23 protein-coding genes and 1 pseudogene are annotated in these 22,342 nt (G+C 30.6%); 19 read left to right on the top strand and 5 right to left on the bottom strand.

Translation table 11 applies throughout. The annotated features are described in order from the left end of the window. The first annotated feature begins 9 nt into the window (after nt 1–9). Together CLRAG_RS04365 and CLRAG_RS21040 are read left to right on the top strand one after the other, a co-directional pair. Complete coding sequence (locus tag CLRAG_RS04365) at nt 10–435, top strand: aspartate/glutamate racemase family protein (RefSeq protein WP_275507569.1); 426 nt, start codon at nt 10–12, stop codon at nt 433–435. 125 nt (nt 436–560) lie between these two features. Then, a pseudogene (locus CLRAG_RS21040) lies at nt 561–764 on the top strand (hypothetical protein); the annotation flags it as partial. 72 nt (nt 765–836) lie between these two features. Here the strand turns inward: CLRAG_RS21040 and CLRAG_RS04360 are convergent. Continuing rightward, nucleotides 837–1,868 carry a phosphatase domain-containing putative toxin gene (locus CLRAG_RS04360; protein ID WP_065077266.1) on the bottom strand — a complete coding sequence of 344 codons (1,032 nt, stop codon included), beginning with the start codon at nt 1,866–1,868 and terminating at the stop codon, nt 837–839. 357 nt (nt 1,869–2,225) lie between these two features. Between CLRAG_RS04360 and CLRAG_RS04355 the strand changes: the two genes are divergently transcribed. The 12 genes from CLRAG_RS04355 (at nt 2,226) to CLRAG_RS04310 (ending at nt 15,437) form a co-directional block, all read left to right on the top strand. Further along, a complete protein-coding gene (locus tag CLRAG_RS04355) occupies nt 2,226–4,802 on the top strand; it encodes a type I restriction-modification system subunit M (protein ID WP_065077265.1) in 2,577 nt (858 codons plus the stop codon). Then, on the top strand, nt 4,802–5,995 hold the full coding sequence (locus CLRAG_RS04350) for a restriction endonuclease subunit S (RefSeq protein ID WP_065077264.1): 1,194 nt from the start codon (nt 4,802–4,804) through the stop codon (nt 5,993–5,995). The genes CLRAG_RS04355 and CLRAG_RS04350 overlap by 1 nt, the downstream gene beginning before the upstream one ends. A 15-nt stretch (nt 5,996–6,010) precedes the next feature. Beyond that, the gene (locus CLRAG_RS04345; protein ID WP_065077263.1) at nt 6,011–9,100 is read left to right on the top strand and encodes a type I restriction endonuclease subunit R; all 3,090 of its coding nucleotides are present in this window, start codon (nt 6,011–6,013) and stop codon (nt 9,098–9,100) included. Nucleotides 9,101–9,388: 288 nt separating this feature from the next. Beyond that, complete coding sequence (locus tag CLRAG_RS04340) at nt 9,389–9,916, top strand: flavodoxin domain-containing protein (RefSeq protein WP_065077293.1); 528 nt, start codon at nt 9,389–9,391, stop codon at nt 9,914–9,916. A gap of 64 nt (nt 9,917–9,980) precedes the next feature. Next, nucleotides 9,981–10,301 carry a TfoX/Sxy family protein gene (locus CLRAG_RS04335; protein ID WP_065077262.1) on the top strand — a complete coding sequence of 107 codons (321 nt, stop codon included), beginning with the start codon at nt 9,981–9,983 and terminating at the stop codon, nt 10,299–10,301. 339 nt (nt 10,302–10,640) lie between these two features. After that, entirely contained in the window at nt 10,641–11,069 is a 429-nt protein-coding gene (locus CLRAG_RS04330) for a hypothetical protein (protein ID WP_065077261.1), read from the top strand. Nucleotides 11,070–11,098: 29 nt separating this feature from the next. Further along, entirely contained in the window at nt 11,099–11,248 is a 150-nt protein-coding gene (locus tag CLRAG_RS20425; RefSeq protein WP_154104936.1) for a hypothetical protein, read from the top strand. 86 nt (nt 11,249–11,334) lie between these two features. Then, nucleotides 11,335–11,487: a hypothetical protein gene (locus CLRAG_RS20825; RefSeq protein WP_167351550.1), complete on the top strand. Its 153-nt coding sequence runs from the start codon at nt 11,335–11,337 to the stop codon at nt 11,485–11,487. A gap of 129 nt (nt 11,488–11,616) precedes the next feature. Beyond that, entirely contained in the window at nt 11,617–12,552 is a 936-nt protein-coding gene (locus CLRAG_RS04325; RefSeq protein ID WP_065077260.1) for an ABC transporter ATP-binding protein, read from the top strand. Next, nucleotides 12,545–13,705: an ABC transporter permease subunit gene (locus tag CLRAG_RS04320; RefSeq protein WP_065077259.1), complete on the top strand. Its 1,161-nt coding sequence runs from the start codon at nt 12,545–12,547 to the stop codon at nt 13,703–13,705. The genes CLRAG_RS04325 and CLRAG_RS04320 overlap by 8 nt, the downstream gene beginning before the upstream one ends. Before the next feature lie 57 nt (nt 13,706–13,762). Beyond that, nucleotides 13,763–14,035, top strand: coding sequence for a winged helix-turn-helix domain-containing protein (locus CLRAG_RS04315; RefSeq protein WP_242872088.1), 273 nt, complete (start codon nt 13,763–13,765; stop codon nt 14,033–14,035). Beyond that, a complete protein-coding gene (locus CLRAG_RS04310; protein WP_207644785.1) occupies nt 14,019–15,437 on the top strand; it encodes a HAMP domain-containing sensor histidine kinase in 1,419 nt (472 codons plus the stop codon). Before CLRAG_RS04315 ends, CLRAG_RS04310 begins: the two co-directional genes overlap by 17 nt. A gap of 68 nt (nt 15,438–15,505) precedes the next feature. On the opposite strand, the gene CLRAG_RS04305 is transcribed toward CLRAG_RS04310, so the two are convergent. After that, nucleotides 15,506–15,844, bottom strand: coding sequence for a PadR family transcriptional regulator (locus CLRAG_RS04305; protein WP_065077258.1), 339 nt, complete (start codon nt 15,842–15,844; stop codon nt 15,506–15,508). A gap of 193 nt (nt 15,845–16,037) precedes the next feature. Between CLRAG_RS04305 and CLRAG_RS04300 the strand changes: the two genes are divergently transcribed. Together CLRAG_RS04300 and CLRAG_RS04295 are read left to right on the top strand one after the other, a co-directional pair. Next, the gene (locus CLRAG_RS04300) at nt 16,038–16,514 is read left to right on the top strand and encodes a permease (RefSeq protein ID WP_065077257.1); all 477 of its coding nucleotides are present in this window, start codon (nt 16,038–16,040) and stop codon (nt 16,512–16,514) included. After that, nucleotides 16,511–17,050, top strand: coding sequence for a permease (locus tag CLRAG_RS04295; protein WP_065077256.1), 540 nt, complete (start codon nt 16,511–16,513; stop codon nt 17,048–17,050). The genes CLRAG_RS04300 and CLRAG_RS04295 overlap by 4 nt, the downstream gene beginning before the upstream one ends. A 97-nt stretch (nt 17,051–17,147) precedes the next feature. On the opposite strand, the gene CLRAG_RS04290 is transcribed toward CLRAG_RS04295, so the two are convergent. Then, a complete protein-coding gene (locus CLRAG_RS04290) occupies nt 17,148–18,530 on the bottom strand; it encodes a radical SAM/SPASM domain-containing protein (protein WP_065077255.1) in 1,383 nt (460 codons plus the stop codon). A gap of 289 nt (nt 18,531–18,819) precedes the next feature. After that, complete coding sequence (locus tag CLRAG_RS04285) at nt 18,820–19,368, bottom strand: tyrosine-type recombinase/integrase (protein ID WP_065077254.1); 549 nt, start codon at nt 19,366–19,368, stop codon at nt 18,820–18,822. Nucleotides 19,369–19,572: 204 nt separating this feature from the next. Here CLRAG_RS04285 and CLRAG_RS04280 point away from each other — a divergent pair, with 204 nt between their 5' ends. The 3 genes from CLRAG_RS04280 (at nt 19,573) to CLRAG_RS04270 (ending at nt 21,601) form a co-directional block, all read left to right on the top strand. Then, nucleotides 19,573–20,280: an alpha/beta hydrolase gene (locus CLRAG_RS04280; RefSeq protein WP_065077253.1), complete on the top strand. Its 708-nt coding sequence runs from the start codon at nt 19,573–19,575 to the stop codon at nt 20,278–20,280. 127 nt (nt 20,281–20,407) lie between these two features. Continuing rightward, nucleotides 20,408–20,977 carry a GNAT family N-acetyltransferase gene (locus CLRAG_RS04275; RefSeq protein WP_065077252.1) on the top strand — a complete coding sequence of 190 codons (570 nt, stop codon included), beginning with the start codon at nt 20,408–20,410 and terminating at the stop codon, nt 20,975–20,977. A gap of 126 nt (nt 20,978–21,103) precedes the next feature. After that, nucleotides 21,104–21,601, top strand: a complete 498-nt coding sequence (locus CLRAG_RS04270) for a GNAT family N-acetyltransferase (RefSeq protein ID WP_065077251.1) — start codon at nt 21,104–21,106, stop codon at nt 21,599–21,601. A gap of 43 nt (nt 21,602–21,644) precedes the next feature. Here CLRAG_RS04270 and CLRAG_RS04265 read toward each other — a convergent pair whose 3' ends face one another. Further along, nucleotides 21,645–22,244, bottom strand: coding sequence for a tyrosine-type recombinase/integrase (locus CLRAG_RS04265; protein ID WP_065077250.1), 600 nt, complete (start codon nt 22,242–22,244; stop codon nt 21,645–21,647). Nucleotides 22,245–22,342: the final 98 nt, after the last annotated feature.

Below are 22,342 nucleotides of genomic sequence, written 5' to 3'. Positions count from 1 at the left end.
ATATAAGGAATAAATTTAAAAAATAGTGTAAATATCCCACTTGTGAGTATTATTGAGGCTACTTGTGATGAAGTAAAACGACGTAATATATCTAAAGTAGGATTGTTAGAAACAATCTTTACTATGAATGGGGAATTTTTTAAAAAGCCATTCACAAAAAATCATATAGAAGTGATAACTCCAACTGATGAAGAAAGGGAGTTTGTTAATCAAAAGATTTCGCAAGAATTAGAGTTGGGTATTGTCAAGGAAGAGACTTTATTAGCATTTTTGAAGATTATTCAAAGAATGAAAGTTGAAAATGGAATACAGGCAATTATTTTAGGTTGTACTGAATTCCCGTTGTTGGTCAAAGGAGTCAAAACACCAGTGGATTGTTTGGATACAATGCAGATACATATTGAAACTCTTGTCAATATGATTATAGATAATTAAATCAAATTTTAATTTAAGGTTTAGCATTATAAATTAGTAATTTGTAGTACAGGTTATTTATATTATGTGATGTAAAAGTAAAAAGTTACGTAATAAATGGAAATTGAATCATATTCGAAACAGGAACTTACTTTGTGGATCATGAAGTGGTAGAGGTAGGAGATAAGGTAACTGGATTTTATGACGCAAATGCATCGGCCATTCGTATTTATCCTCCATAATATCCTGCAATTGTTATGGTAAAAAATATAGAATATCAAAATGTTACTGTGGACTATTTTAACAATCAACTTATAAGCAGCGACGGAAACTTAAAATTAAATATCGCCCTATTTTGTCTATCATCAGCAGGCAGTTCAATTTTATCTTAAATTTGGACTGCCTGTTTTTAGAATATATCACTAAGTTCTAATCCATTGTGACCATGTAGTTTTAAAGTTGTCATCATTTTCAACACAATATATATAAAATCTTTCTATTAATTTAGCTCTTTGTTTGGAGCGGTTCATTAGGTATAGTTCATCTCTAAGTAAGTCCTTTCCTCCTAGTAAGACCTGTCTATTCATTATATTTTGGAGACTAACATTTTTAGCGTTTTTCATCATATCATACATTACCATAAAAGTACTTGTTCTTCCTACTCCACCTTTACAATGAAAATGTAGCCAGGTATTTTTGGGCAATGATTTAACGAATTTTATAAAATAATCAACCATGTCATTAGTAGGCCTTTCTTTATCTGTTACTGGTATACGCATATATGACATACCATAGCTTTCAACTAATTTTTCTTCATTTTCTACTTTCTTTGGTATTAATATTTTATTGCCAATAGATAGTGGCTTGTTTAATAAGATGCTTTGTAATCTCGTATTTTCATCAAATAAAACTTCTTCTTTAGTCAAGCTTTTATTAGCTTTGTTTCTGTTACCTGACCAACTTATCGCTATACCGTTAATAAATCCATGTGATTCTTGTCTTAAGTCAACTATAATTATTGGCATAGCATCGCCTAGGGATTGTTTAATTAATATAAGACTATTTTCAGAAAATTGGGAACTACCAGATATATTTAAATTAGCTAATCCATTTAAGTTTATAACTTTATTACCTTTAAAATTAGTTAAATCAGTAGTTTTGTGAAAGTGTTTAGATAACTTTTTTGTATTATTAGAATTTATAACAAGGTGCATATTATTATTTTGAGGTTCATAATAGCGTTCTTGCAGCATTCTATCATTCATATACAAGCCATATTTATAAAAAAATGGATGACAATAAGCAGGTACTTTATATGGACAACGGTGTAAATAATAACAAAGATGCGAATATTTATAAAAATAAGCATAGCAGCCATAATGGTTATGTTTAAAACTATCCTGAACTAAATTGTAATTTGTGGAGTTATTTGAAATTATTTTATTTTGTTTCATATATAATTCTCCATAAAAGTTTTTCACACTATATTGTATGATATTAACTCATATTGTTCCTAATTATTTCTACCAATTTTATAATTTTATTATGGAATTAATGTTTTTTATTATCAGGTATAAAGATATATTTATTAATTAAATATTAATTGGTATATGAAAATTAAATAAAGAATTATAGGACTTTTAAAGTATTGATAATATGTTAAGAAGGACTCTTTTTATTGCTTTGATTTGTGGTAAACTTAACATAAAGAGATATATGAGTGTTATGTTTTAAGAATAATATAGGTATTAATGTATGGCGTTCGTACTTAGTTGATTAAATAGTAGAATTTAAGAATCGGAGGCATAATGATGATTACATCGGAAGAGATTAAAAGAAGATTATGGGATGGAGCAAATGAATTAAGAGGTTCCATGGATGCAAGCCGCTATAAGGATTATATGCTTGGACTCATGTTCTATAAGTTTTTAAGTGATAAAACTTTGGAGAAATATAGAGATGCTGCAGGAAAAGGTCAATTATCAGAAGATGAGTTGGTTAGTGAGTATGCTAAGGACAAGCTTGAATATGGAGATGACCTTGAAAAAATGATACAAGATGTTTTGGGGTATTATGTATCTCCAGAATATCTTTATCAAACATGGATTAAAGATATTAATTCAGGAAATTTTGAAGTCCAAAAGGTTTCAGATAGCCTTAATAATTTTGAAAGAACAATAGCTGTATCCGATGATGCAAGTGACTTTAAGGGGCTTTTCTCTAGTTCCACTCTTGATCTTACAGACACAGCTTTAGGCAGCAATTTAAATGAAAGAAGTAAAAATATTAAAGCACTGATACTATTATTTGCGGATCTTAACATGGTGGCTCTGCAAAAGGGTGATGTGCTTGGAGATGCCTATGAGTATTTGATTGGTCAGTTTGCAATGGAGTCTGGAAAGAAGGCTGGGGAATTTTATACACCGCACCAAGTTAGTGAAGTTATGGCTCAGATAGTCGCAAAATCCTCAGAAATTAAATCAATATATGATCCAACAGTTGGGTCAGGCTCCTTACTTTTGACAGTTAAAAAGCACCTGGACAAGAATGTGCAAAGAGATTTGGATTACTATGGTCAGGAAAAGAATACAGCAACCTATAATTTGACCCGTATGAATCTTCTTCTTCATGGAGTGCGTCCGGAAAAAATGACCATTAAAAATGGTGATACTCTTTCCAATGATTGGCCAGAAGATCCAGCAAATCCTAATGAAGGAGTGCAATTTGATGCGGTTGTTATGAATCCACCTTATTCAGCAAAGAACTGGAATAAAGCGGGATTAAAAGTAAGCGACCCCCGTTTTGAAATAGCAGGTACTTTACCACCAGATTCAAAAGGTGATTTTGCATTTTTGCTGCATGGATTATATCACCTAGGAACAAATGGAACTATGGCAATTGTATTACCACATGGGGTCTTATTTCGTGGATCTTCTGAGGGGGAAATCCGTAAAAGATTACTAGATAAGAATTATATTGATGCAATTATAGGTTTACCAAATAATCTGTTTACAAATACAGGAATTCCAGTTGTGATTATAATATTAAAAAAGAATCGTAAAATTGATGCTCCAGTACTTATTATTGATGCATCAAATAGTTTTATTAAAGTAGGAAAGCAAAATGTACTTCAGGAAAAAGACATTGCAAAAATAGTAGATGCGTACATGGAAAAGGTGGAGATACCTGGATATAGTCACCTTGCAACACGCGAAGACATCAAGAAAAATGAATACAATATGAATATACCTCGTTACGTTGAAGCTATCGATACGGAAATTAGCCATGATGTGGATGCTCATTTGCTAGGAGGAATCCCACAGAACAATATAGACGATTTAACAGTATTACAAGCACTTGTTCCTGATGTCTTGAATCACTGCTTTGAAACAATTCGTCCTGGATATGTGAGTCTTACAAAGCCAGTAAGTGAACTAACAAACGAGATTTTAAATGATGCCCATATTATTACTATGTCAGATGAAATCAGGACAAAAACAAAGGATTATATAGGGAAGTATTGGGATGTCTTACGAAATGTTGATAAATCCACTGATCTAGTAAATCTTATGGAAGAAATGCTTGATAGCATCAAGAAAATTTTGTCCGATTATAAGTATATTGATGTATATGATGGATATCAGATAATAGCGGAAATTTGGAAAGAGGCATTAACCCATGATACAGAACTTATTGCAAGTGGTGGATTTTATAATATAGGCCGTACCCGTGAACCTAATATGATAACAAAAGGTTCAGGAAGTAATAAACGAGAGGAACAAGATGGATGGGTTGGAAGTATTATTCCGAGTGGTTTGATTGCAAAGGAACTTTATCATGCAGAATTAGAGGCAATTGAAAATAAAAGAGATTCCATTCAAAGGATAGAGACAGAATTAGCTGATTTGGTAGAAGCTGCAAAGGTTGAAGATAGTGTAGAAAATAATGCTTTATATGATGCTTTGAAAAAGAACGAGGAGGATGAACCAGGTGATGCTTTTGACAATAAATTATTGAAGGCAGAGTTAAAGAAAGCTGAAAAAGCTTCAGAAGAATATGAGTTACTAAAAAAGGTTGAAACATTAATAAATAAAAAATCTTCACTTGCTAAAGCTATCAAATCTGAAGAAAAAGAGCTTAAGGATGCAGTGCAGGAACGTATTTTAGTATTAACGAATGATGAAATAGATAATTTAATGTATAAAAAATGGTTTGGAAGTACTGCTGAAAAAATGGTGAGTTTAGTACAAATTCCATTGAAAGCAGAATTAAACACTTTACAAATGCTTGAGGAACGTTATGCAAATACACTGTCAGAGATAGATACGGAGATAGATAGCTTGATGGGTGAGTTTGAAGCACTTAAGGATGAATTGGTGGTGAAATAATGAGCGAAAATGAGAAAAATGTACCGAAAAGACGATTTAAAGAGTTCGAAAATGCTGAAGTTTGGGAACAGCGTAAGTTAGGAGATGTGATAGATGGATTATATAATGGACAAACTCCATCGCGATTCCGAGATGACTTTTGGAATGGCAATATCAACTGGTTATCAAGCGGAGAATTAAATCGCTCGGTTGTCATAATGACAAGTGAAAAAATAACGTCCGCTGGCCAGGATGACGCAAATTTACGTATTGTTCCTAAAAACACCTTTGTTATGGCAATAACTGGACTAGAGGCTGCTGGAACTCGTGGTAACTGTGGAATTCTTGGTATTGATACAACGTTGAATCAGTCCTGTATGGCGGTATTTCCTAATAAGAAATTGCTAAGTACGCAGTTCTTATTTCAATGGTATAAGATGGTAGGAGAAGACTATGGTATTAGATTCACTCAGGGGACAAAGCAACAAAGTTATAACGCTGAACTTATAAAAAATCTTGATATATGCTTGCCAAAAGTAGAAGAACAATTGAAAATAGGTGAATTACTTTCAGAACTCGACAACCTTATAGCCCTTCATCAGTGTAAGTTAGATAAGATGAAAGCATTAAAAAAAGCATATCTTAAGGATATGTTTCCTGCTGAAGGTGAGCGTAAGCCAAAACTAAGATTTGCTGGTTTTACGGACGATTGGGAACAGCGTAAGCTAGGTGAAGAAGTTGCAACTATTGGAACAGGAAAAAGTAAATTTGCTTCGGGTGTTCAAAAATCAGATATAACTCCTTATGCTGTTTTGGGTTCAACATCTGTGATAAGCTATAATGAGAAATATGATTATTCCGGTGATTTTGTATTAACTGCTCGTGTTGGTGTGAATGCTGGTGATTTGTATAAGTATTCTGGAAATGTGAAAATAAGTGATAATACGGTGTTCTTGCAGGGAAGCAACTTGGATTTTATTTATTATGCACTTTCTAAATATAATTTAAAAAACCTATCTTTTGGTACTGGTCAACCACTAATTAAAGCCAGTGAATTGAGTGAGTTGAGATTAAAATTTCCAGTGAGCGAAATAGAACGGAAACAACTTGGAAACTATTTTGCTCACATTGACAACCTTATCACCCTTCATCAGCGTAAGCTCGAAAAACTTCAAAATATAAAGAAAGCATACCTAAATGAAATGTTTATTTAGAGAGGAGCGTAAATCATGAGTAATGCATCTAAAAATTCTTCTGAAAGGACTTTTCAGGAGAATTTTGTGAAAGAACTAGTAAAATACAAATGGAAGGCTCCAGATTACCTAAATGGAAATAAGAAGAAAGTAACGGTATCTGATCTGATTAATCATTGGAGAGGCGAGTTAAATCGTATAAATGCGGATCAACTTGAAGGTGTAGAGTTAACAGATAATGAATTTGCACAGGTAATGACTAAGGTAGGTCAAATCAGCAATAGCTATGAAGCTGCTAAAATATTGTCAATTGAAGAAGCTAAAGGAAAAATTGACGGGATTTATCGTGATGATAATCCAAAAGTAACCAGGAAACAGATTACTTTAACTATATTCAAAAAGGCAGAGGTAAGAGGCGGTGACTCAAGTTACCGTATTGCAAGAGAGGTAGTAACTCCGGGTGATAATCGATTTGATATAGTATTACTAATTAATGGCTTACCACTAATTAATATAGAACAAAAACGCACGGATAAGTCGTTAGATGAAGCCTATGAACAGTTTAAGAGGTACTATAGGGATGGTGAATACTGCAATAACTTCATGGCATTCTCACAGATGATGGTAATTACTACAGAGATTGAAACTCGTTATTTTGCGACACCAAAGTCTGTTGATGCTTTTAATCCATCCTTTGTTTTTCATTGGGCAGATAAAAAGAATAAACCGATAAATGATTGGAAAAAAGTGATTCAACATTTCTTAATGATACCTATGGCACATCAAATGGTTGGAGATTACCTGGTAATTGATGAGGCGAAAGAAGAGGAAAACAGGAAGCATATGCTAATGCGACCATATCAGGTTTACGCATTGCAAGCTGTGGAAGGTGCTGCTTTTGGATGGGATAATAATGGTATACCCCATGGAGGCTTTGTTTGGCATACAACTGGTTCTGGAAAAACAATTACTAGTTTTAAGACAGCCTTGTTTTTATCTACCCGCGCAGGGTTTGATAAGGTAGTATTTTTAGTTGATAGACGAGAACTAGATAGGACTACTAGCGATAATTTTAAGGCATATGCAGCTTATGAACCAGTAACTGTGGATGACACCAAACATACCTATCAATTAAAAAAGCAGCTTAAATCACAGAAGTCAGGAATTATAGTTACAACAACATTTAAACTTAATGCACTTGTAAAGGAATTAGAAGAAGCTAAGGACAATACAGTGGCAGATAAAAGAATTGTATTTATTGTAGATGAAGCTCATCGAACAACAATGGGTCAGATGATGGGGACAATTAAAAATTATTTTAGAAAAAATGGTCTTTTCTATGGTTTTACGGGAACACCTTTATTTGATGAAAATAATGTTAAAGGTAAAATAAATGAGAAAAGTGAAGTAATTAACACTACGGAAAAGCTATTTGGACCGAAACTTCATGAATATACCATTGACGAGGCAATTTCAGATGGGAATGTTTTAGGGTTTTATGTGGATTATATCAATACTGGTGAATTTAAAAGTTATGAAGATTTAAGAGAACAGTTAGTAGAAAAAATGAAAGAAGAGCACCCGGAGCTTTCAGATAGAGAGCTTGAACGGAAGGTACAAGCATTGTCTGAAACAGAAGTGGAAAGGCAGGCTAAAAAAAGAAACATTTTAACCTATCAAGATGAAACACATATTCCAAGAGTTGTTGAGGAAATATTAAATAACTGGGAGAATCAGTCTAAAGAAAGAAAATTTAATGCTATTTTAACAGTTGAGTACAAAAGGCGGGTAGTAGCTTTCTATGATGAATTTAAGAAGCAATTAGATGAACGTGGGAAAAAACTAAATATTGCCATGACCTTCAGTTTTGAAAATGAAAATTATAGTGATACTTATAATATTTCATCAAAAATCATTGAAGGAATGTTTAAGGATTACTCTGAGTTTACAGGTATTGAATTTATTGCCGGTGATAAAAAGCATGGTGAGAATGCATATTTTGAAGATATAGTGGAACGTGCAGCCCGTGGTGGAAGTGGACGTAATAAAAAGAATATAGACCTTGTGATTGTTGCAAAGCAATTACTCACAGGATATGACTCTAAACGATTGAATACGCTGTATGTTGATAGAAAACTGGAACTACAGGACTTAATCCAGGCATATTCCCGTACAAATCGTGTATTTGGAAGGGATAAAGAATTTGGAACAATTGTTAACTTTCAGTATCCAGGGCTTACAAAAGAAGCAGTAACAATTGCGTTGAAATTATATGGTAGTGGAGGCAGCAATAGCAAAGCAATCGTTGATACATATAAGGCAGCGGTTGAAAAATTCAAGATAAATGCGTTGAAAATGGTTAAGTCACTTAAAGATCCTTCGCAGTGGCAAATAATAAAAGATGTGAAAGAAGAGAAAGATAAGTTTATTACTGCATTTAAAGATGCATATGAACAATTCAATTTAGTGGAACAATATTATCAATATAAATGGGAGGATAGTACTTTTGGTATTGAGGAGCATACCTGGTTAAAATATAGAGGTGCGTATAAAAATTTGATAGGTAAAGGTGGGACAGGTGATCCTATACCAAGCATTGTTAAACCTCTTATTGGAAAAACAAAGTTAGCAGGTACACAAGTAATTGATGCATCACATATACTTGAATTGATTGGCTCCAAGGTGAGCAATGTGGATGGTATGCAAACAGTAGATGGGGAAACACGGCGTATAATTTATGAGCAAATTCAAGAACTGAGTGATATGGGTGAAGATAGTAAAGCACATCTATTGAAGGAGTTTGTAGATACTGAATTAATAACTGGAAATTTGCCCTACAACTTAAATTTTGATGAGGCCTTTGATATTTGGAAACAGAATAAATTAAAAGCCGATGTTAATGATTTAGCGGACAGATGGGGAATTGATAGAGAATGGCTTTTCAAATCTGTAAATGCCTTTTCAGTGGCAGAACCTAAGAGGATACCTTATAGAGATGAACTAACCCAAAATGTTAACTATGATGCGGCAGAGGATAAATCAGCAGGTAATAAGTTAAAACATATGATGAAATTAACGCATAAATTGCCAGAGTTGATAGCTGAGACGAAAGAAAAGTATGATTAAAGCTAATGTATATCAGGGAGTATATACGATACCTATAGGTTAAAGAAGTAGGAAATTATTTCGCTAAATATCTCGTTGATGAAACTGCCATTAGAAAGGATATCATAAATATAGCCATATCTGATGCTGATACACTCCTCATAAAATAATCAACTAAAGTTATTGAATTCAAATATATGAATGCTTTTTTAAAATTTAATAATATGGTATGTTATATAAATATTAGGCTATAATATTAAAACTGGGAATTTATATAATACATAAGAGAGATAGGGAATGTATATAAGTATGAAAATAGTAGTAATATATAAATCAAAAACAGGTTTTACAAAGAAATATGCAGAGTGGATTTCAAAAGAATTATCAGCAGATATTTTTGATGCAGCAAATGTTAATATTAATATGCTGGCTAAATATGATACCATAATTTATGGTGGTAGTTTGTATGCAGTAGGCATTATTGGCATAAATTTAATCACAAAAAACTTTAATAAATTAAGAAATAAAAAGATTGTAGTTTTTGCCACAGGGGCATCACCTTCAAGAGATGAAGTGATAACTGAAGTTAGAAATAAAAACTTTACTACAGATCAACAAAAGTCTATCAAATTTTTCTATTTAAGAGGTGGATTTAATTATAGTAAACTAAATATTTTTGATAAATTTCTTATGACACTATTGAAATGGAAAATAAAAAATAAAAAGCAGGAAGATTTATCGTCTGATGAAATAGGTATGCTTTCTATATATGATAAACCAGTAGATTATACAAATAAGAAAAATATAGAAAACATAATAACTTATATTAATTCGTAATATATTAATAAGTTCTTGTTCTTTTTTAGATTGTAAATTTAAAAATAACTGGAGGAAATAGGATATGGCTTCTAGTCAAGAGTATTTAGATTTTATCATTGGACAGTTAGATACACTGAATAATATTTCCTATAGAAAAATGATGGGGGAATATATATTATATTTTCAGGGGAAAATTTTTGGAGGAATATATGATGACCGTTTTTTGGTTAAGATAACTAAATCCAGCAAACAGTTGATGTTAGGGGGAACAGAGGAATTGCCATATGATGGTGCAAAACCAATGCTTTTGGTTCACAATGTTGATAACAAAGAGTTATTATACAAACTGATAACAGAGATGTATGAAGAACTTTCTTATCCAAAAGTAAAAAAGAAAAAGTGATTTTTAAATTTAAGGTAGTTATATAAATAGTAGATTTATATAACTTAGAATTATTCCTCTAAATCTTTTGTTGATGAAACTGCCATTAGAAAGGATATCACCAATATAGCCATATCTGATGCTGATACACTCCTCATAAAATAGAATAATCTTAAGTACAATCCTAGTAGATAGTTATCATATATAACAATGATTTATTTCTTGTGTTATTCATATATCTTTCATTTTTAAGATGTGTTGATGAAATAATATAATTCAATAGTTTAAGGCTATGAAAATAACTTTTCATAGTGTCAGAATATTGTTCATTAATTATAAAAAAGAGTGGGGGAGTATAGTGTGAGAAAAATAGCCATAATTTTAATCACTATAATGTTGTTTATGGTTGCAGGTTGTTCAAATAAAGACGTAATTAAACACAACTACACTTATAAAGGAGAAAATGAATTTTGGACTGTCCAATATAAGGTGAATTCTATAGACACATTTACTAAGAAAGATGACAAGCTACATTATGAAGGTAATTCTAACGATACATTTACAGTAACCTATAAGAAAAATATATCTGACTTATCTTCGGTAAAACATCTGCAAATATCGTATAAAAGTAGTGCTGGAGGTGGAAGTATAGGGCAAAACTCTCCAAGGAAAAGAACTTATACTATGACATCAAGTAGTACAGGTGGAGCAACGGAGGATAAAGACGAAGTAATAAAAGTCACCATAAATCTTGATGGAAAGATACAAACAATTGAATTAAAAAATTAGAATTACATTAAATTATAGGGGGATAGGCAATGGATTATCGGATAAATGAGAAAATATCAGTTTCGAATTTAGCAGATTTACGTCAATCGGTTGGTTGGAATAGAATGGAGTGCGAATTAGAAAATCCTAACTTACAAGATTTTCATACAATTGCTTGTTATAATAATCTTCAATTATAAAGGTGCTTTTATTTTGGAAGGTTACCCGAATGACCAGTTGGAATCTTTAAAGTATCTAAAAAAATTAAATTTGGAAGGATAATTTTATGAGTAAAAAGAGAATTGAAACTAAGAAAATTCAATTAGAATCAAGACATGCTTATGACGGCAGGTCTTATTTTTTTCGAAAAAATACTGAGAAAATATCAAAAAATTACCTAACAAATAATCCAATAATAAGACATAAATTAATTGACTAATATCCATATTTAGGTAGGGCCCTTTTGTAATAAATTTATTTTTTCTTTATTTTTAATATACTTTTAATATATTTTTACCTTTTATAATTGTAAATATTGGTAGCAAATAAAATATATTAAAAGAGGATGATGAAAATGGCGGAGAAAGTTTTAGAATTAAAAAACATTTCTAAAAAGAGAGGTAAAAAGCAGGTATTAACTGATGTTAATTTTTCTATAAATAAGGGCGAGATATGTGGTTTTGTAGGAAGAAACGGGGCAGGCAAGACCACATTAATTAAGATTATAACAAGCATGTTGTTTCCCGATGAAGGTGAAGTTATAATCTGTGGAAAAAATCTTAAAACTGAAAGAGAAGAAGCTTTAAAAAATGTTGGATCAGTAGTGGAAACACCAGTGATGTATGGATATATGACAGGAAGGCAAAACCTAAATTATATATCAAGCGTACTTAAAGATGTAACAAAAGATCAAATAGAAGGTGCTGTAAAATCATCTAATTTAGGTGAAAAAATTGATGAAAAGGTAAAAAAATATTCTCTAGGGATGAAACAAAGACTGGGACTTGCAGAAGCACTGATGGGAAATATATCATTACTAATACTAGATGAGCCTACAAATGGACTGGATCCCATGGGAGTTTTTGAACTTAAAAATACTATAAACACTTTAGCTAAAGAAAAAGGAGTAAGTGTTTTTATATCTTCACATATCTTAAGTGAAATAGAAAATATATGTACAAAAATTGTATTTATAGATGACGGAAAAATTATTAATATTCAGGAAATAGGTGATAAAGAAAAGTCTAGCAGTGAAAAAAATATGTTTATAAAAACTAATTTCCCAGAAAAATCATCAGAAATTATTCAAAATATACCTGATGTAAAATTATTAAAAGTAGAAAATAATGGTATTTCAATTTTAATAAATACTGAGTTACATGATATTTTTGATATATTAAAAAATTTACATGAGGCTGGAATAAAAATAGAAGGTTTCTTTGAAGTAAAGCAAAATTTAGAAGATAAATTTATAAAGATGATGGGGGAAGATAGTGATGAGTAAATATATATGGCAGGAACTTAAAAGAGTTATGATGAAAAAGAAAATTGCGCTTATTGTCATTCTCATTGTTACAATAGCTTTTGGATTAATGAGAATCTCAAAAATAGATACTGTAGAAGTACAAATTCAAAAAGATAAAGTTCTTCTTAACAGTCTAAAGATAGACAAAACTAAAGCTGATACTGAATTTAAAAAGGCAGATATTTCTAGAGATATATTGGAGACCCAAAAAGAAATAGATGACAAAGAAGACATGCTAAATCAAATAAATAACTATGATAAATCAAAATTAGATAAACAAATTCAAAAATTGGAAAAAGAAAATAATCCTAAAAATGATTACAAAATACTTCAATTGAAATATGAAAAAGAACACAATATAGAAAAAAGTGAGTTAGCACCAAAGGGAATGTATGCAGCTATAGGTATTTTACAATATTTTGTATTGCTTTTTTTGATTATTCCTATTGTATTGTCATCTGATATAGTATCAGGGGAATATTCACCCAATACAATTAAGGCTTTAATTACTAAACCTATTTCAAGAAAAAAAATCATAACATCCAAGTTTATTGTTTCAGTGATTTTAAATGCAGGCACTATAATTATAAGTACCATAGTATTTATAGTGGAAGCTGGAATCCACTTAGGCTTTTCAGATTGTAGATTACCTTTTGATGTAGGTGCAAAATATGTTTTAGATAAATCACTACCTTTAAGTCCAGTGGCTTCTCAAATGAAGTACGTAAGTGGAAGTATGTCAATAATTCCTGTTTGGAGTGTAATTCTTCAACTTATATTAATTTTAATAGTTATTTCAATAGCTATTATATCAATAATTATGTTTATATCAACTATTTGCAGGAATTCACTTATTTCATCGCTTGCAAGCTTCATACTAATTGCAGGAACACAATTTTGGTACCTCTTTTGTTTTTCAGGTAAATATCTTGCAGCAGCTAAATATGGCGTTTTTGTAAAGTTTTTACCTATCCCATATATAGTTGATAGTTTGGGTACCTTATCCGGAGATATTTCTTTAAAACTTGCTAGTAGTATAAATGTGTGTTTTGTTTTGATTGTATGTCTTCTGTGGACTTTAGTTATGATGTTTTTAAGTACTTATGTTTTTGGAAAGAGAGATCTTGATTAGCTGTTTTCTAAATATGTATAAATAAAAAGTGATATAATTTTGAATTGGGTGATGGTTATGAAAGAAAATATATTGATAATAGATGATGACAAAGATATAAGAGAAATGCTTGTAAATGAAATTTTATACACACTGGCATCAAATAAAGGCAGGGTGTACTCAACCAAAATGCTTTATGAAATGCTTTGGAAAGATACATTTATGGAAAATGACAATACTGTAACCATGCATGTTAAAAATTTGAGGAACAAGCTAGGTGATAACATTAAGAAGGGCAAATATATAAAAACTATCTGGGGAGTTGGTTATAAAATTGAGAACGATATTTGAACTTATTATTGTTATAATACTATTTTCCGTAACTTTAAAATTAAAAAGAATATTTAAGCTTAGGAGTGAATTAGTTTTTTGCGCAATTGTTTCTGGACTTATATCATTTATGCTTGTAGTTTTTTTAAAGGAATATATTTTAGGATCATTTTTGAATAATTCTAAAGACACTCCTATATATATACATGCTCATATGGTTTCTAGGATTGAAGATGATTTAAAAAACATGGATATTAATAATTCCAGCAAACTACAAAAATATATGGATAGAGAATTTGATATGTCATGTTATATTTTTGTGGTAAAAAAAGATGGAACAGTAATAGCTGCAAATAATAGAGAAATTAAAAATATAGATATTCATGAAATTGTAGACGGTAAAAATACATTTAAATTTTTAAATACTGGTAGAGATAACTTATGTAAAATAACCAGATGTGATTACTTAAAAGATGGATACTATTTATATTATATATATATAGGTTATGGAAAATTAGACACTGAAAACAGTGTAGGCATACTATGGATTGTAACTTTTGCAATTATTTTTTTCTTGCTCATATGGAAGCGTATTTCCTATATATCTAAAATAAAATCAACAGTTAGAAATATTGCAGAAGGCAGCTTATCCAATCGTGTTCCATTAAAATACAAAAATGAATTAGGTGAACTTGCAAAAGACATAAACTACATGGCTTCAAAAATTGAGAAAGAAGAAAAAAGCAGAAACGAATTCATGACCAATATATCTCATGACTTGAGAACTCCATTAACTACTATACTTGGATATATAAATATGATTAAAAATAACAAGTATGGGTCAAAAAGTGAGCTTGATAATTACGTTGACATAATGGATAAGAAAGGTATTTATTTAAAAAACATGCTTGATGATTTTTTTGAATACTCAAAGCTCTCTTCAAATGATATCATACTTGAAAAGCAGAAACTTGAGTTAAATGAACTTGCAAGACAGATAGCTGAAGAAGAGGAAGACGAATTCACACAAAAGGGATTAAAGCTTTCAATTAATCTGCCCCAGGAATCTATTTATATTGAAGTAGATCCTAATTTATTTTTAAGAGTGGTGAATAATCTCTTAAGTAATGCATTTAAATATTCCAAAGAAAATACAGTTGTGGAGTTTGATATTAGTAAAGAAATTTTTAATAATACGCCTTATGCAGTACTTTCAGTGTCAAACATTCCTAATGATCCAATCTCAAAGGATGATCTGGAAAACTTCTTTGAAAGATTATATAAAAAAGACTCATCTAGACAAAAAGAAGGCAGCGGTTTAGGTTTATCAATTGTTAAAAACATAGTAAAACTTCATGGTGGATTTATAAAAGCTTATAAGCAAGATAATAAATTAGTATTCAAAGTATATCATCCATGTTAACGATCTAATCCTACTATTGGCTTTATGTCTAACTTCATGTATGAAAACATGGCATTGAGTTTCATAGTTTAACTATTTAAATTCTTATATCTATCTAAAAAATATTTTAAATATAGGATTCTTTTTTCTATATCATTTTTCCAATCATCAAGTTGATTTAATCCGGTGTCAGTAATAGTATAGATTTTTTTTGCAGGTCCTGAATTAGTTGTATCCCACGAAAATATTACTGCACCATCATCTTCAAGCTGCTTAAGAGTACGGTATATAGCTCCTTGATCACACTGAAAATCAGGTATATTTTCTATAAGTGAAGTATATATTGCACCACCATATGCAGAACCTTCAGCTAGTGTCAATAAAATAAATGCAGGAAGATGACGAGATTGTTTTCTTTTACCAGCCATAGAATATCTCCTTTTTATTTATAGTATAATAACATTATATTACTTTATACACCTTATTGCAAATAATATATTAGTGTTATTGACACTATCAAAAAATAGATGTATGCTAATAGTGTTAAATACACTATTATATTTATTACACTATAGTGCTTAATTTTACACAACTAATTATATGAGGAGGTAAAAGAATTTTATGTTTACTATGGGATTATACTTTTTAATGCTTGTTCTATTATTTATATCATTAATTAAAAGCCACGAAAAAACTTTACTGGCTCTAAAAAAAGCTTGGAAGTCTTTTGAAAATATCTTGCCGTTATTCCTTTCCATATTGTTTATTATAGGAATTATGCTTGCTATTTTAAGCCCGCAGGTCATTTCAAAAATAATGGGTCATCAATCTGGTATATTAGGTTTAGCGTTAGCTGCACTTATTGGATCTTGTACTGTAATACCTGGTTTTGTCACATTTCCATTAGCAGCTACTTTGTTAAAAAATGGGGCTGGCATGGCTCAAATAACAATGCTTATATCAACGTCAGTCATGGTTGGAATTATTACAATCCCTATTGAATCAAAATATTGGGGTAAGAAAGCCACATATGTTAGAAATTCACTTGCCCTTGTGTTTTCTTTTGCAATTGCTTTTGTGATGGGAGTGTTAATATGATGAAAAGAATATTAAAAAGATATAGAACTTTTGGTATTATTTTAATAATAAATTTAATTTTATTGTTAGTAAAACCTTCATTGGGAATAAATTCGTTGGAAGGAACGGCAGATAATTTAAAGGAACTGCTTGCTATTATGCCCCCGATCTTTATTCTGATGGGGCTTTTGGATGCTTGGGTACAAAAGGAAACAATGATAAAACTTATGGGAAAAGGTTCAGGGTTAAAAGGTATGATTATTGCCTTTTTATTAGGTTCATTTGCTGCTGGACCGGTATATGTTTCTTTCCCTTTTGCTGCAGTTTTGATGAAAAAGGAAAGTGCATTTTTCAACGTGCTAATTTTTATAGGAGCATGGTCTGCTACAAAAATACCTATATCATTATTTGAAGCATCAGTAATGGGATGGAAATTTATGATTACCCGATATGCAATTGATATACCTGTGATTATTTTAATAGCGTATATTACAGATAAAGTTATTTCACCCAATGAGAAGAAAACCATTTATGAAAATGTTGAAATACTTAAATAAAGGAGCTTAACCTGGGGACTTTGTCCCCAAATCACTGAGGTTTATCGATTTCTGTAAAGAACAGCAATAAACGCTCAGGCTGCTCTCCAGCATTGCCTTATCCCTTAGCAAAATTATCATTACCTTTTTTCTTAAAAACTTCATCCCATGTTTTTTCTGCATATGGTACAAAATCTTCTGCTGATTTTGTTATTTTTTTATGAAATTCATCGTCATGAAGCATTTTTTCTGCTCCAGAATCATCAGGCTTTGCTCCAACTTCATTACATACATTAATTATAACGTTTGTGTTATCTATCATCATACACGGTCTTAACATATTTTTATTATAAGGTTGTATTGATCTTAGCTTTTTGAAAAAAGGATCCCTAAAAGCATCAATTAAATGCCTATCCTTTAAGTTAACTGTTGAAAAGTGAGAAAATATACAAGGTTCAACATCCTCTTTTGAATTAACATGAAAATAATATTTGCCTGCTATACACCCACCTACATATGGAGCATCATTAAAGAAATCTAAAGTGAAATATGGTTTATTAGCTCTTATTTCTCTAGCTCTTTTTCCAAGGTAATCTCTCTGTTCTGCTGTAAGCATCATATTAAAATCTTCATCTTCGCCATTAACAGGCATGAATAAAAAGTACCAGCTCATTTTAGAACCTTTTTCAATCAACATATCTGTGAATTCATCACTGAGTACGGTGTTTATATTAGTTCTTGTAACTGCTGAAGATACTCCGAATAATATACCTCTTTCATGGAGCATGTCCATAGCTTTTAAAACTTTTTGGTACGTTCCTTTTCCCCTACGAGCATCAGTATCATTTTCAAATCCTTCAATTGAAAGCATAGGTATTACATTACCACATTTCTTGATTCTATCTGCAATTTTTTCATTAAGTAAAAGTCCGCTAGTAAATGGTGTAAACATTACATCGTCGTATTTTTCATATATATCCAAAAGATAATCATTGAAGAAAGGCTCGCCACCTAAAATGATAATATAATAAATTCCAAGATCTCTTGCTTCTCCTATAATTCTATCAACTTCTTCAGGGGGAATATCATCTTTTTTACTGTAGCTTGAAGCATAACATCCTTTACAGTGAAGTGGACACCTCATGGATGGACTTAAAAGCATGACAAAGGGTATTTTAGTATTTTCTTCATCCATGTATTTTTGTCTCTTAGGGCCAGCATACCAATTTGCATTTGCAAAAAAATTAGTAAAAAACTTCTTTAAACATTTAGTATCTGTATTTTTTAAAATATCCTGGATAAATTCATGTTTGGATTTATCGTTGTTGTAGTAATTCTCAACAAACTCAATCTGAGCTAATGCAGATTTATCTTTTGTCAGCATTTTAATAGCTGAAAATATCTTATCTACATTTTCTCCTGGGTTTTTATCAAGATAATTAACGATTTTGTTTACAATAGCTTGTTTAGTGTTTTTTTCTAAAGCATTTTTTATTTTCATATAAGAGTCCTCCTAGTAAATTTTTTTTAAATTTTGGCCTATTAACTGCTAAAAAATTTGTTCGCTTATATCCCCATAAAATTTTTAGTATATTATACAAGTGCTATAAACAGAGTTCTTGGCATCAGATGGAGTTTTGACTCCACATGATGCTTAGAAATCGTTATCCAGGGACGTAGATGCTCTTTATTCCCACTTGGAGAAAAGCAGATATCCCAAATCTTTGATTTGGTGATAGTCGCTTTCGCTGTGTGCGTGGGAATATTAGAGCAGGTAGTCATCGGATAAATTAAAATTGAACTAAAGAATATAATTCATCTTTATTTTCCTGAGTTATCCCAATATATCTAAGAGTGATCTTTTTTGATGAATGATTAAATGTATACATAATAAGACCAATATTGTATCTGTTCGCCTTATAAGTCCAGTATCCCCATGTTTTCCTTAAGCTGTGAGTCCCAAAATTCTTTATATGAAGACTTACAGCTGTAGCTTTTAGAATTCTATAAGCTTGTGTGACACTTATGGGTTTATTTAAGCCTTTTCTGCTCTGAAAAATATAAAAAGTTTGTCCAAGATTATTATGCTCTATATAGGCATTTAGAGCTTTCTTAAGGCTGTTATTTAATTTGATTTTCTTTTTTTGAATCACAAGATCATCCTTGAAACTAAGATAGGAAGTCATTAGATCTTGAACTCTAACTTTAATCACGTCACTAATCCTTAATCCCGTGTTTAATTGAAATTTTGCTAACAGCCAGTCTCTTTCACTTTTATCTTTTAAATGCATGAGCAATGCGTCTATCTTATTTTTATCTCTAATTGGATCCACAACCATCACTTTTTCCTCCTGAAAGTTATGTATTGTTTTTTATATTATATCATAAAAACAATACATTAGAACAAAAAATAATATAAAAACTTACATATAACATAATTTGTGGTATATGATTAGGAGTTATAATAGATATATTAAAAATGATTTTTATACTATATTTTATGTATAATAAAAGGTATAAAGAAAGATATGAAGGAGAATACAATGATAAAGAGTAAATTAAAAATAGAAAATATTCCTGCAATTTTGTGGGGTAAGAAATCCGATAAATTATTTGTAGCGGTACATGGTAATATGTCAAATAAGGAAGACGATGCCATTACTATATTTGCAGAAGAGGCAATAGCAATAGGTTATCAAGTGCTTAGTTTTGATTTACCTGAGTATGGTGATCGCAAGAATGAAGCCTATGCTTGTAAAGTTCAAAACTGTGTTAAAGATCTTAATACTATTATGAATTATGCTCAGTCATTATCAAATAATATAAGTGTATTTGCTTGTAGTATTGGGGCATATTTCACTCTATTAGCATATAAAGATGAGATAATCAAACAGTGCTTATTTTTATCTCCTGTAGTAAATATGGAACGTATTATAAATAATATGATGACATGGTTTAATGTAAGTGAGAATAGACTTAAATCAGAAAAAGAAATTTCGACACCTATTGGACAAACACTCTATTGGGATTACTACTGTTATGTAAAAGAACATCCTATTGCTGCTTGGAATAAGCCAACTTCAATTCTTTATGGTTCAGAAGACAACTTATGTGAGTTTGATGTGGTAGCTTCATTTGTAAAATGCTTCAACTGTAATTTACAGGTTATGGAACAGGGAGAGCATTATTTTCATACCGAAGAACAACTACAATTTTTAAGACAGTGGATTAAGAAATATATCCAGGGCTAATGAGTGGTAATACTTAGTAAATCTATTGAATAATGTTTTGAACTTTGAAGTATAATTGTCTTTGCACAGAAAAATTAAGAGAGTGACAATTAAAGATTATTTATATTTTGGGAAAGAAGGTAGGATAATGACAAGCGTTACAATACGTATGGCAACTAAAGCAGATGCAAAAGAAATTTTAGCTATATATGCACCTTATGTAAGGAATACTGCAATATCTTTTGAATATGATGTTCCATCTGTTGAAGAATTTACTGAGAGAATTAATAATATATTAAAAAAATATCCATATATAGTAGCAATAGATAACAATCAGATTATTGGTTATGCATATGTTTCGTCATTTAAGGAGCGAGTTGCATATGATTGGGCTGTTGAAACTACTATATATCTAAGTCAGGATTGTCGAGGCAAAGGTGTAGGCAAAAAATTGTATTTAGCTTTGGAAGAAATATTAAAGAGACAAAATATTCTTAATCTCAATGCGTGTATAGCTTATACATCTACTGAAAATACATATCTTACCAATGCCAGTACATATTTTCATGAGCATTTAGGATATAGGAAAGTTGCACATTTTACAAAATGCGGATATAAGTTTGGAAACTGGTATGATATGATTTGGATGGAGAAAATTATCGGAGAACATTCTGCAAATCCAAAACCAGTTATTCCAATTTCAGAATTCCAATTATAAATTCTAGCTCATGTAACTCTGATGTAAAAATTACCCCAGAAGAATTATCAAAAGTAACTTCTGGAACATGGGTTGGTGTATGTAAATAATAAGAATAAATTCCAATTTAGAAAGGAAATTAATTAAATGATACGTTTGCTTCAAGAAGAAGATATAGAAATTGTTTGTAAAATTGTCAATGATAATTGGAGATCTGTATATGATGGTTATGTAAATGAACAATTGCTCAATGATAATGGTTGTTTTAATAGGGAAAAGAGATTGAAAGCAGATTTCTTATCTGGTAGATTATCAAACTATGTTTATGAATGTAATGGGCATATTGCAGCATTATTATCCATTGGAGATACAGTTGACAATGATAAAATAGGGGCTTTTGAGGTTTGGCGTATTTATATTTCGGAGGCTTATCAAAATCGAGGAATTGGAAGTCAATTAATTAACTTTGCAGAGCAACAGGCGTTTAAATATGGTTATAAAGAAATTGTAATATGGGCTTTTAAGGGAAATAGTAGAGCCATTTCATTTTATAAAAAACATGGATATAAAAAAGATAAAGAAGAATATTTTGGAGAGCCATATTTAACGTATGCTGTTAGATTTAATAAAAACTTAAATAAGTAAGTTCAAAATTAAAATATCGACAAAATGCAGCAATTATATATTTTTAAACCATTTCACTTTTTGCCTCAAGCTTGGAATACATCTTTTCCTGCTGTTTTGTTGTAAATTGAAAGTATATTTCTGTATTTGTAACAGATTTATGCCCAAGCCACCATTGTAATTCTTTTATGTCCATGTCAGATTCTGCTAAATGAACTGCTGTAGTATGCTTTATAGAATGAAAATGATATTTACTTTTATCATAAATATTAGCATAGGAACAATATTTTTTCATCATATAATCAAGAGTTTGTCTGGAAATTGGTTTCCCTCTTTGGCTTTTAAATAAAAATTCAGAATTAAATGATAATTTGCTTTCATGTATATACGTATCTAATGCATTTTTAGTTTTAGTATCAAGTCTTATAGTATTATTGTAACTGCCCTTTAATCTTTTGCAGTAAATTGCACCTTTGGAAGCATTATAATCTTCCAATTTAATTAAACCAATTTCTGAAGCTCTCAAGCCGCACCTATAAGCAACTCTAAAAATTGCTAAATCTCTAACTGCATGTGTACTATCTAAATTAATAATGGCTTTAAAAAGATCTTTTACTTCTTCTTGGGTAAGATATTTTACTTTTCTATCACCTTTTCTTTCCATTTAGTTTCCTCTTTTCAAGATAATTGTACATTATAAATATTTTGTATTATAAATTATAACATAATATTGCGTAAAATCCAATTATTATAATAATAATA

Source organism: Clostridium ragsdalei P11 (assembly GCF_001675165.1).
Lineage (GTDB): Bacteria > Bacillota > Clostridia > Clostridiales > Clostridiaceae > Clostridium_B > Clostridium_B ragsdalei.
This window is presented reverse-complemented; position numbering and strand designations above follow the sequence as displayed.

Coding starts and splice junctions, on each gene's coding strand:
- CLRAG_RS04360 (WP_065077266.1), bottom strand. CDS start 1,868: ATGAAACAAAATAAAATAATTTCAAATAACTCCACAAATTACAATTTA.
- CLRAG_RS04355 (WP_065077265.1), top strand. CDS start 2,226: ATGATTACATCGGAAGAGATTAAAAGAAGATTATGGGATGGAGCAAAT.
- CLRAG_RS04350 (WP_065077264.1), top strand. CDS start 4,802: ATGAGCGAAAATGAGAAAAATGTACCGAAAAGACGATTTAAAGAGTTC.
- CLRAG_RS04345 (WP_065077263.1), top strand. CDS start 6,011: ATGAGTAATGCATCTAAAAATTCTTCTGAAAGGACTTTTCAGGAGAAT.
- CLRAG_RS04340 (WP_065077293.1), top strand. CDS start 9,389: ATGAAAATAGTAGTAATATATAAATCAAAAACAGGTTTTACAAAGAAA.
- CLRAG_RS04335 (WP_065077262.1), top strand. CDS start 9,981: ATGGCTTCTAGTCAAGAGTATTTAGATTTTATCATTGGACAGTTAGAT.
- CLRAG_RS20425 (WP_154104936.1), top strand. CDS start 11,099: ATGGATTATCGGATAAATGAGAAAATATCAGTTTCGAATTTAGCAGAT.
- CLRAG_RS20825 (WP_167351550.1), top strand. CDS start 11,335: ATGAGTAAAAAGAGAATTGAAACTAAGAAAATTCAATTAGAATCAAGA.
- CLRAG_RS04325 (WP_065077260.1), top strand. CDS start 11,617: ATGAAAATGGCGGAGAAAGTTTTAGAATTAAAAAACATTTCTAAAAAG.
- CLRAG_RS04320 (WP_065077259.1), top strand. CDS start 12,545: ATGAGTAAATATATATGGCAGGAACTTAAAAGAGTTATGATGAAAAAG.
- CLRAG_RS04315 (WP_242872088.1), top strand. CDS start 13,763: ATGAAAGAAAATATATTGATAATAGATGATGACAAAGATATAAGAGAA.
- CLRAG_RS04305 (WP_065077258.1), bottom strand. CDS start 15,844: ATGGCTGGTAAAAGAAAACAATCTCGTCATCTTCCTGCATTTATTTTA.
- CLRAG_RS04300 (WP_065077257.1), top strand. CDS start 16,038: ATGTTTACTATGGGATTATACTTTTTAATGCTTGTTCTATTATTTATA.
- CLRAG_RS04295 (WP_065077256.1), top strand. CDS start 16,511: ATGATGAAAAGAATATTAAAAAGATATAGAACTTTTGGTATTATTTTA.
- CLRAG_RS04290 (WP_065077255.1), bottom strand. CDS start 18,530: ATGAAAATAAAAAATGCTTTAGAAAAAAACACTAAACAAGCTATTGTA.
- CLRAG_RS04285 (WP_065077254.1), bottom strand. CDS start 19,368: ATGGTTGTGGATCCAATTAGAGATAAAAATAAGATAGACGCATTGCTC.
- CLRAG_RS04280 (WP_065077253.1), top strand. CDS start 19,573: ATGATAAAGAGTAAATTAAAAATAGAAAATATTCCTGCAATTTTGTGG.
- CLRAG_RS04275 (WP_065077252.1), top strand. CDS start 20,408: ATGACAAGCGTTACAATACGTATGGCAACTAAAGCAGATGCAAAAGAA.
- CLRAG_RS04270 (WP_065077251.1), top strand. CDS start 21,104: ATGATACGTTTGCTTCAAGAAGAAGATATAGAAATTGTTTGTAAAATT.
- CLRAG_RS04265 (WP_065077250.1), bottom strand. CDS start 22,244: ATGGAAAGAAAAGGTGATAGAAAAGTAAAATATCTTACCCAAGAAGAA.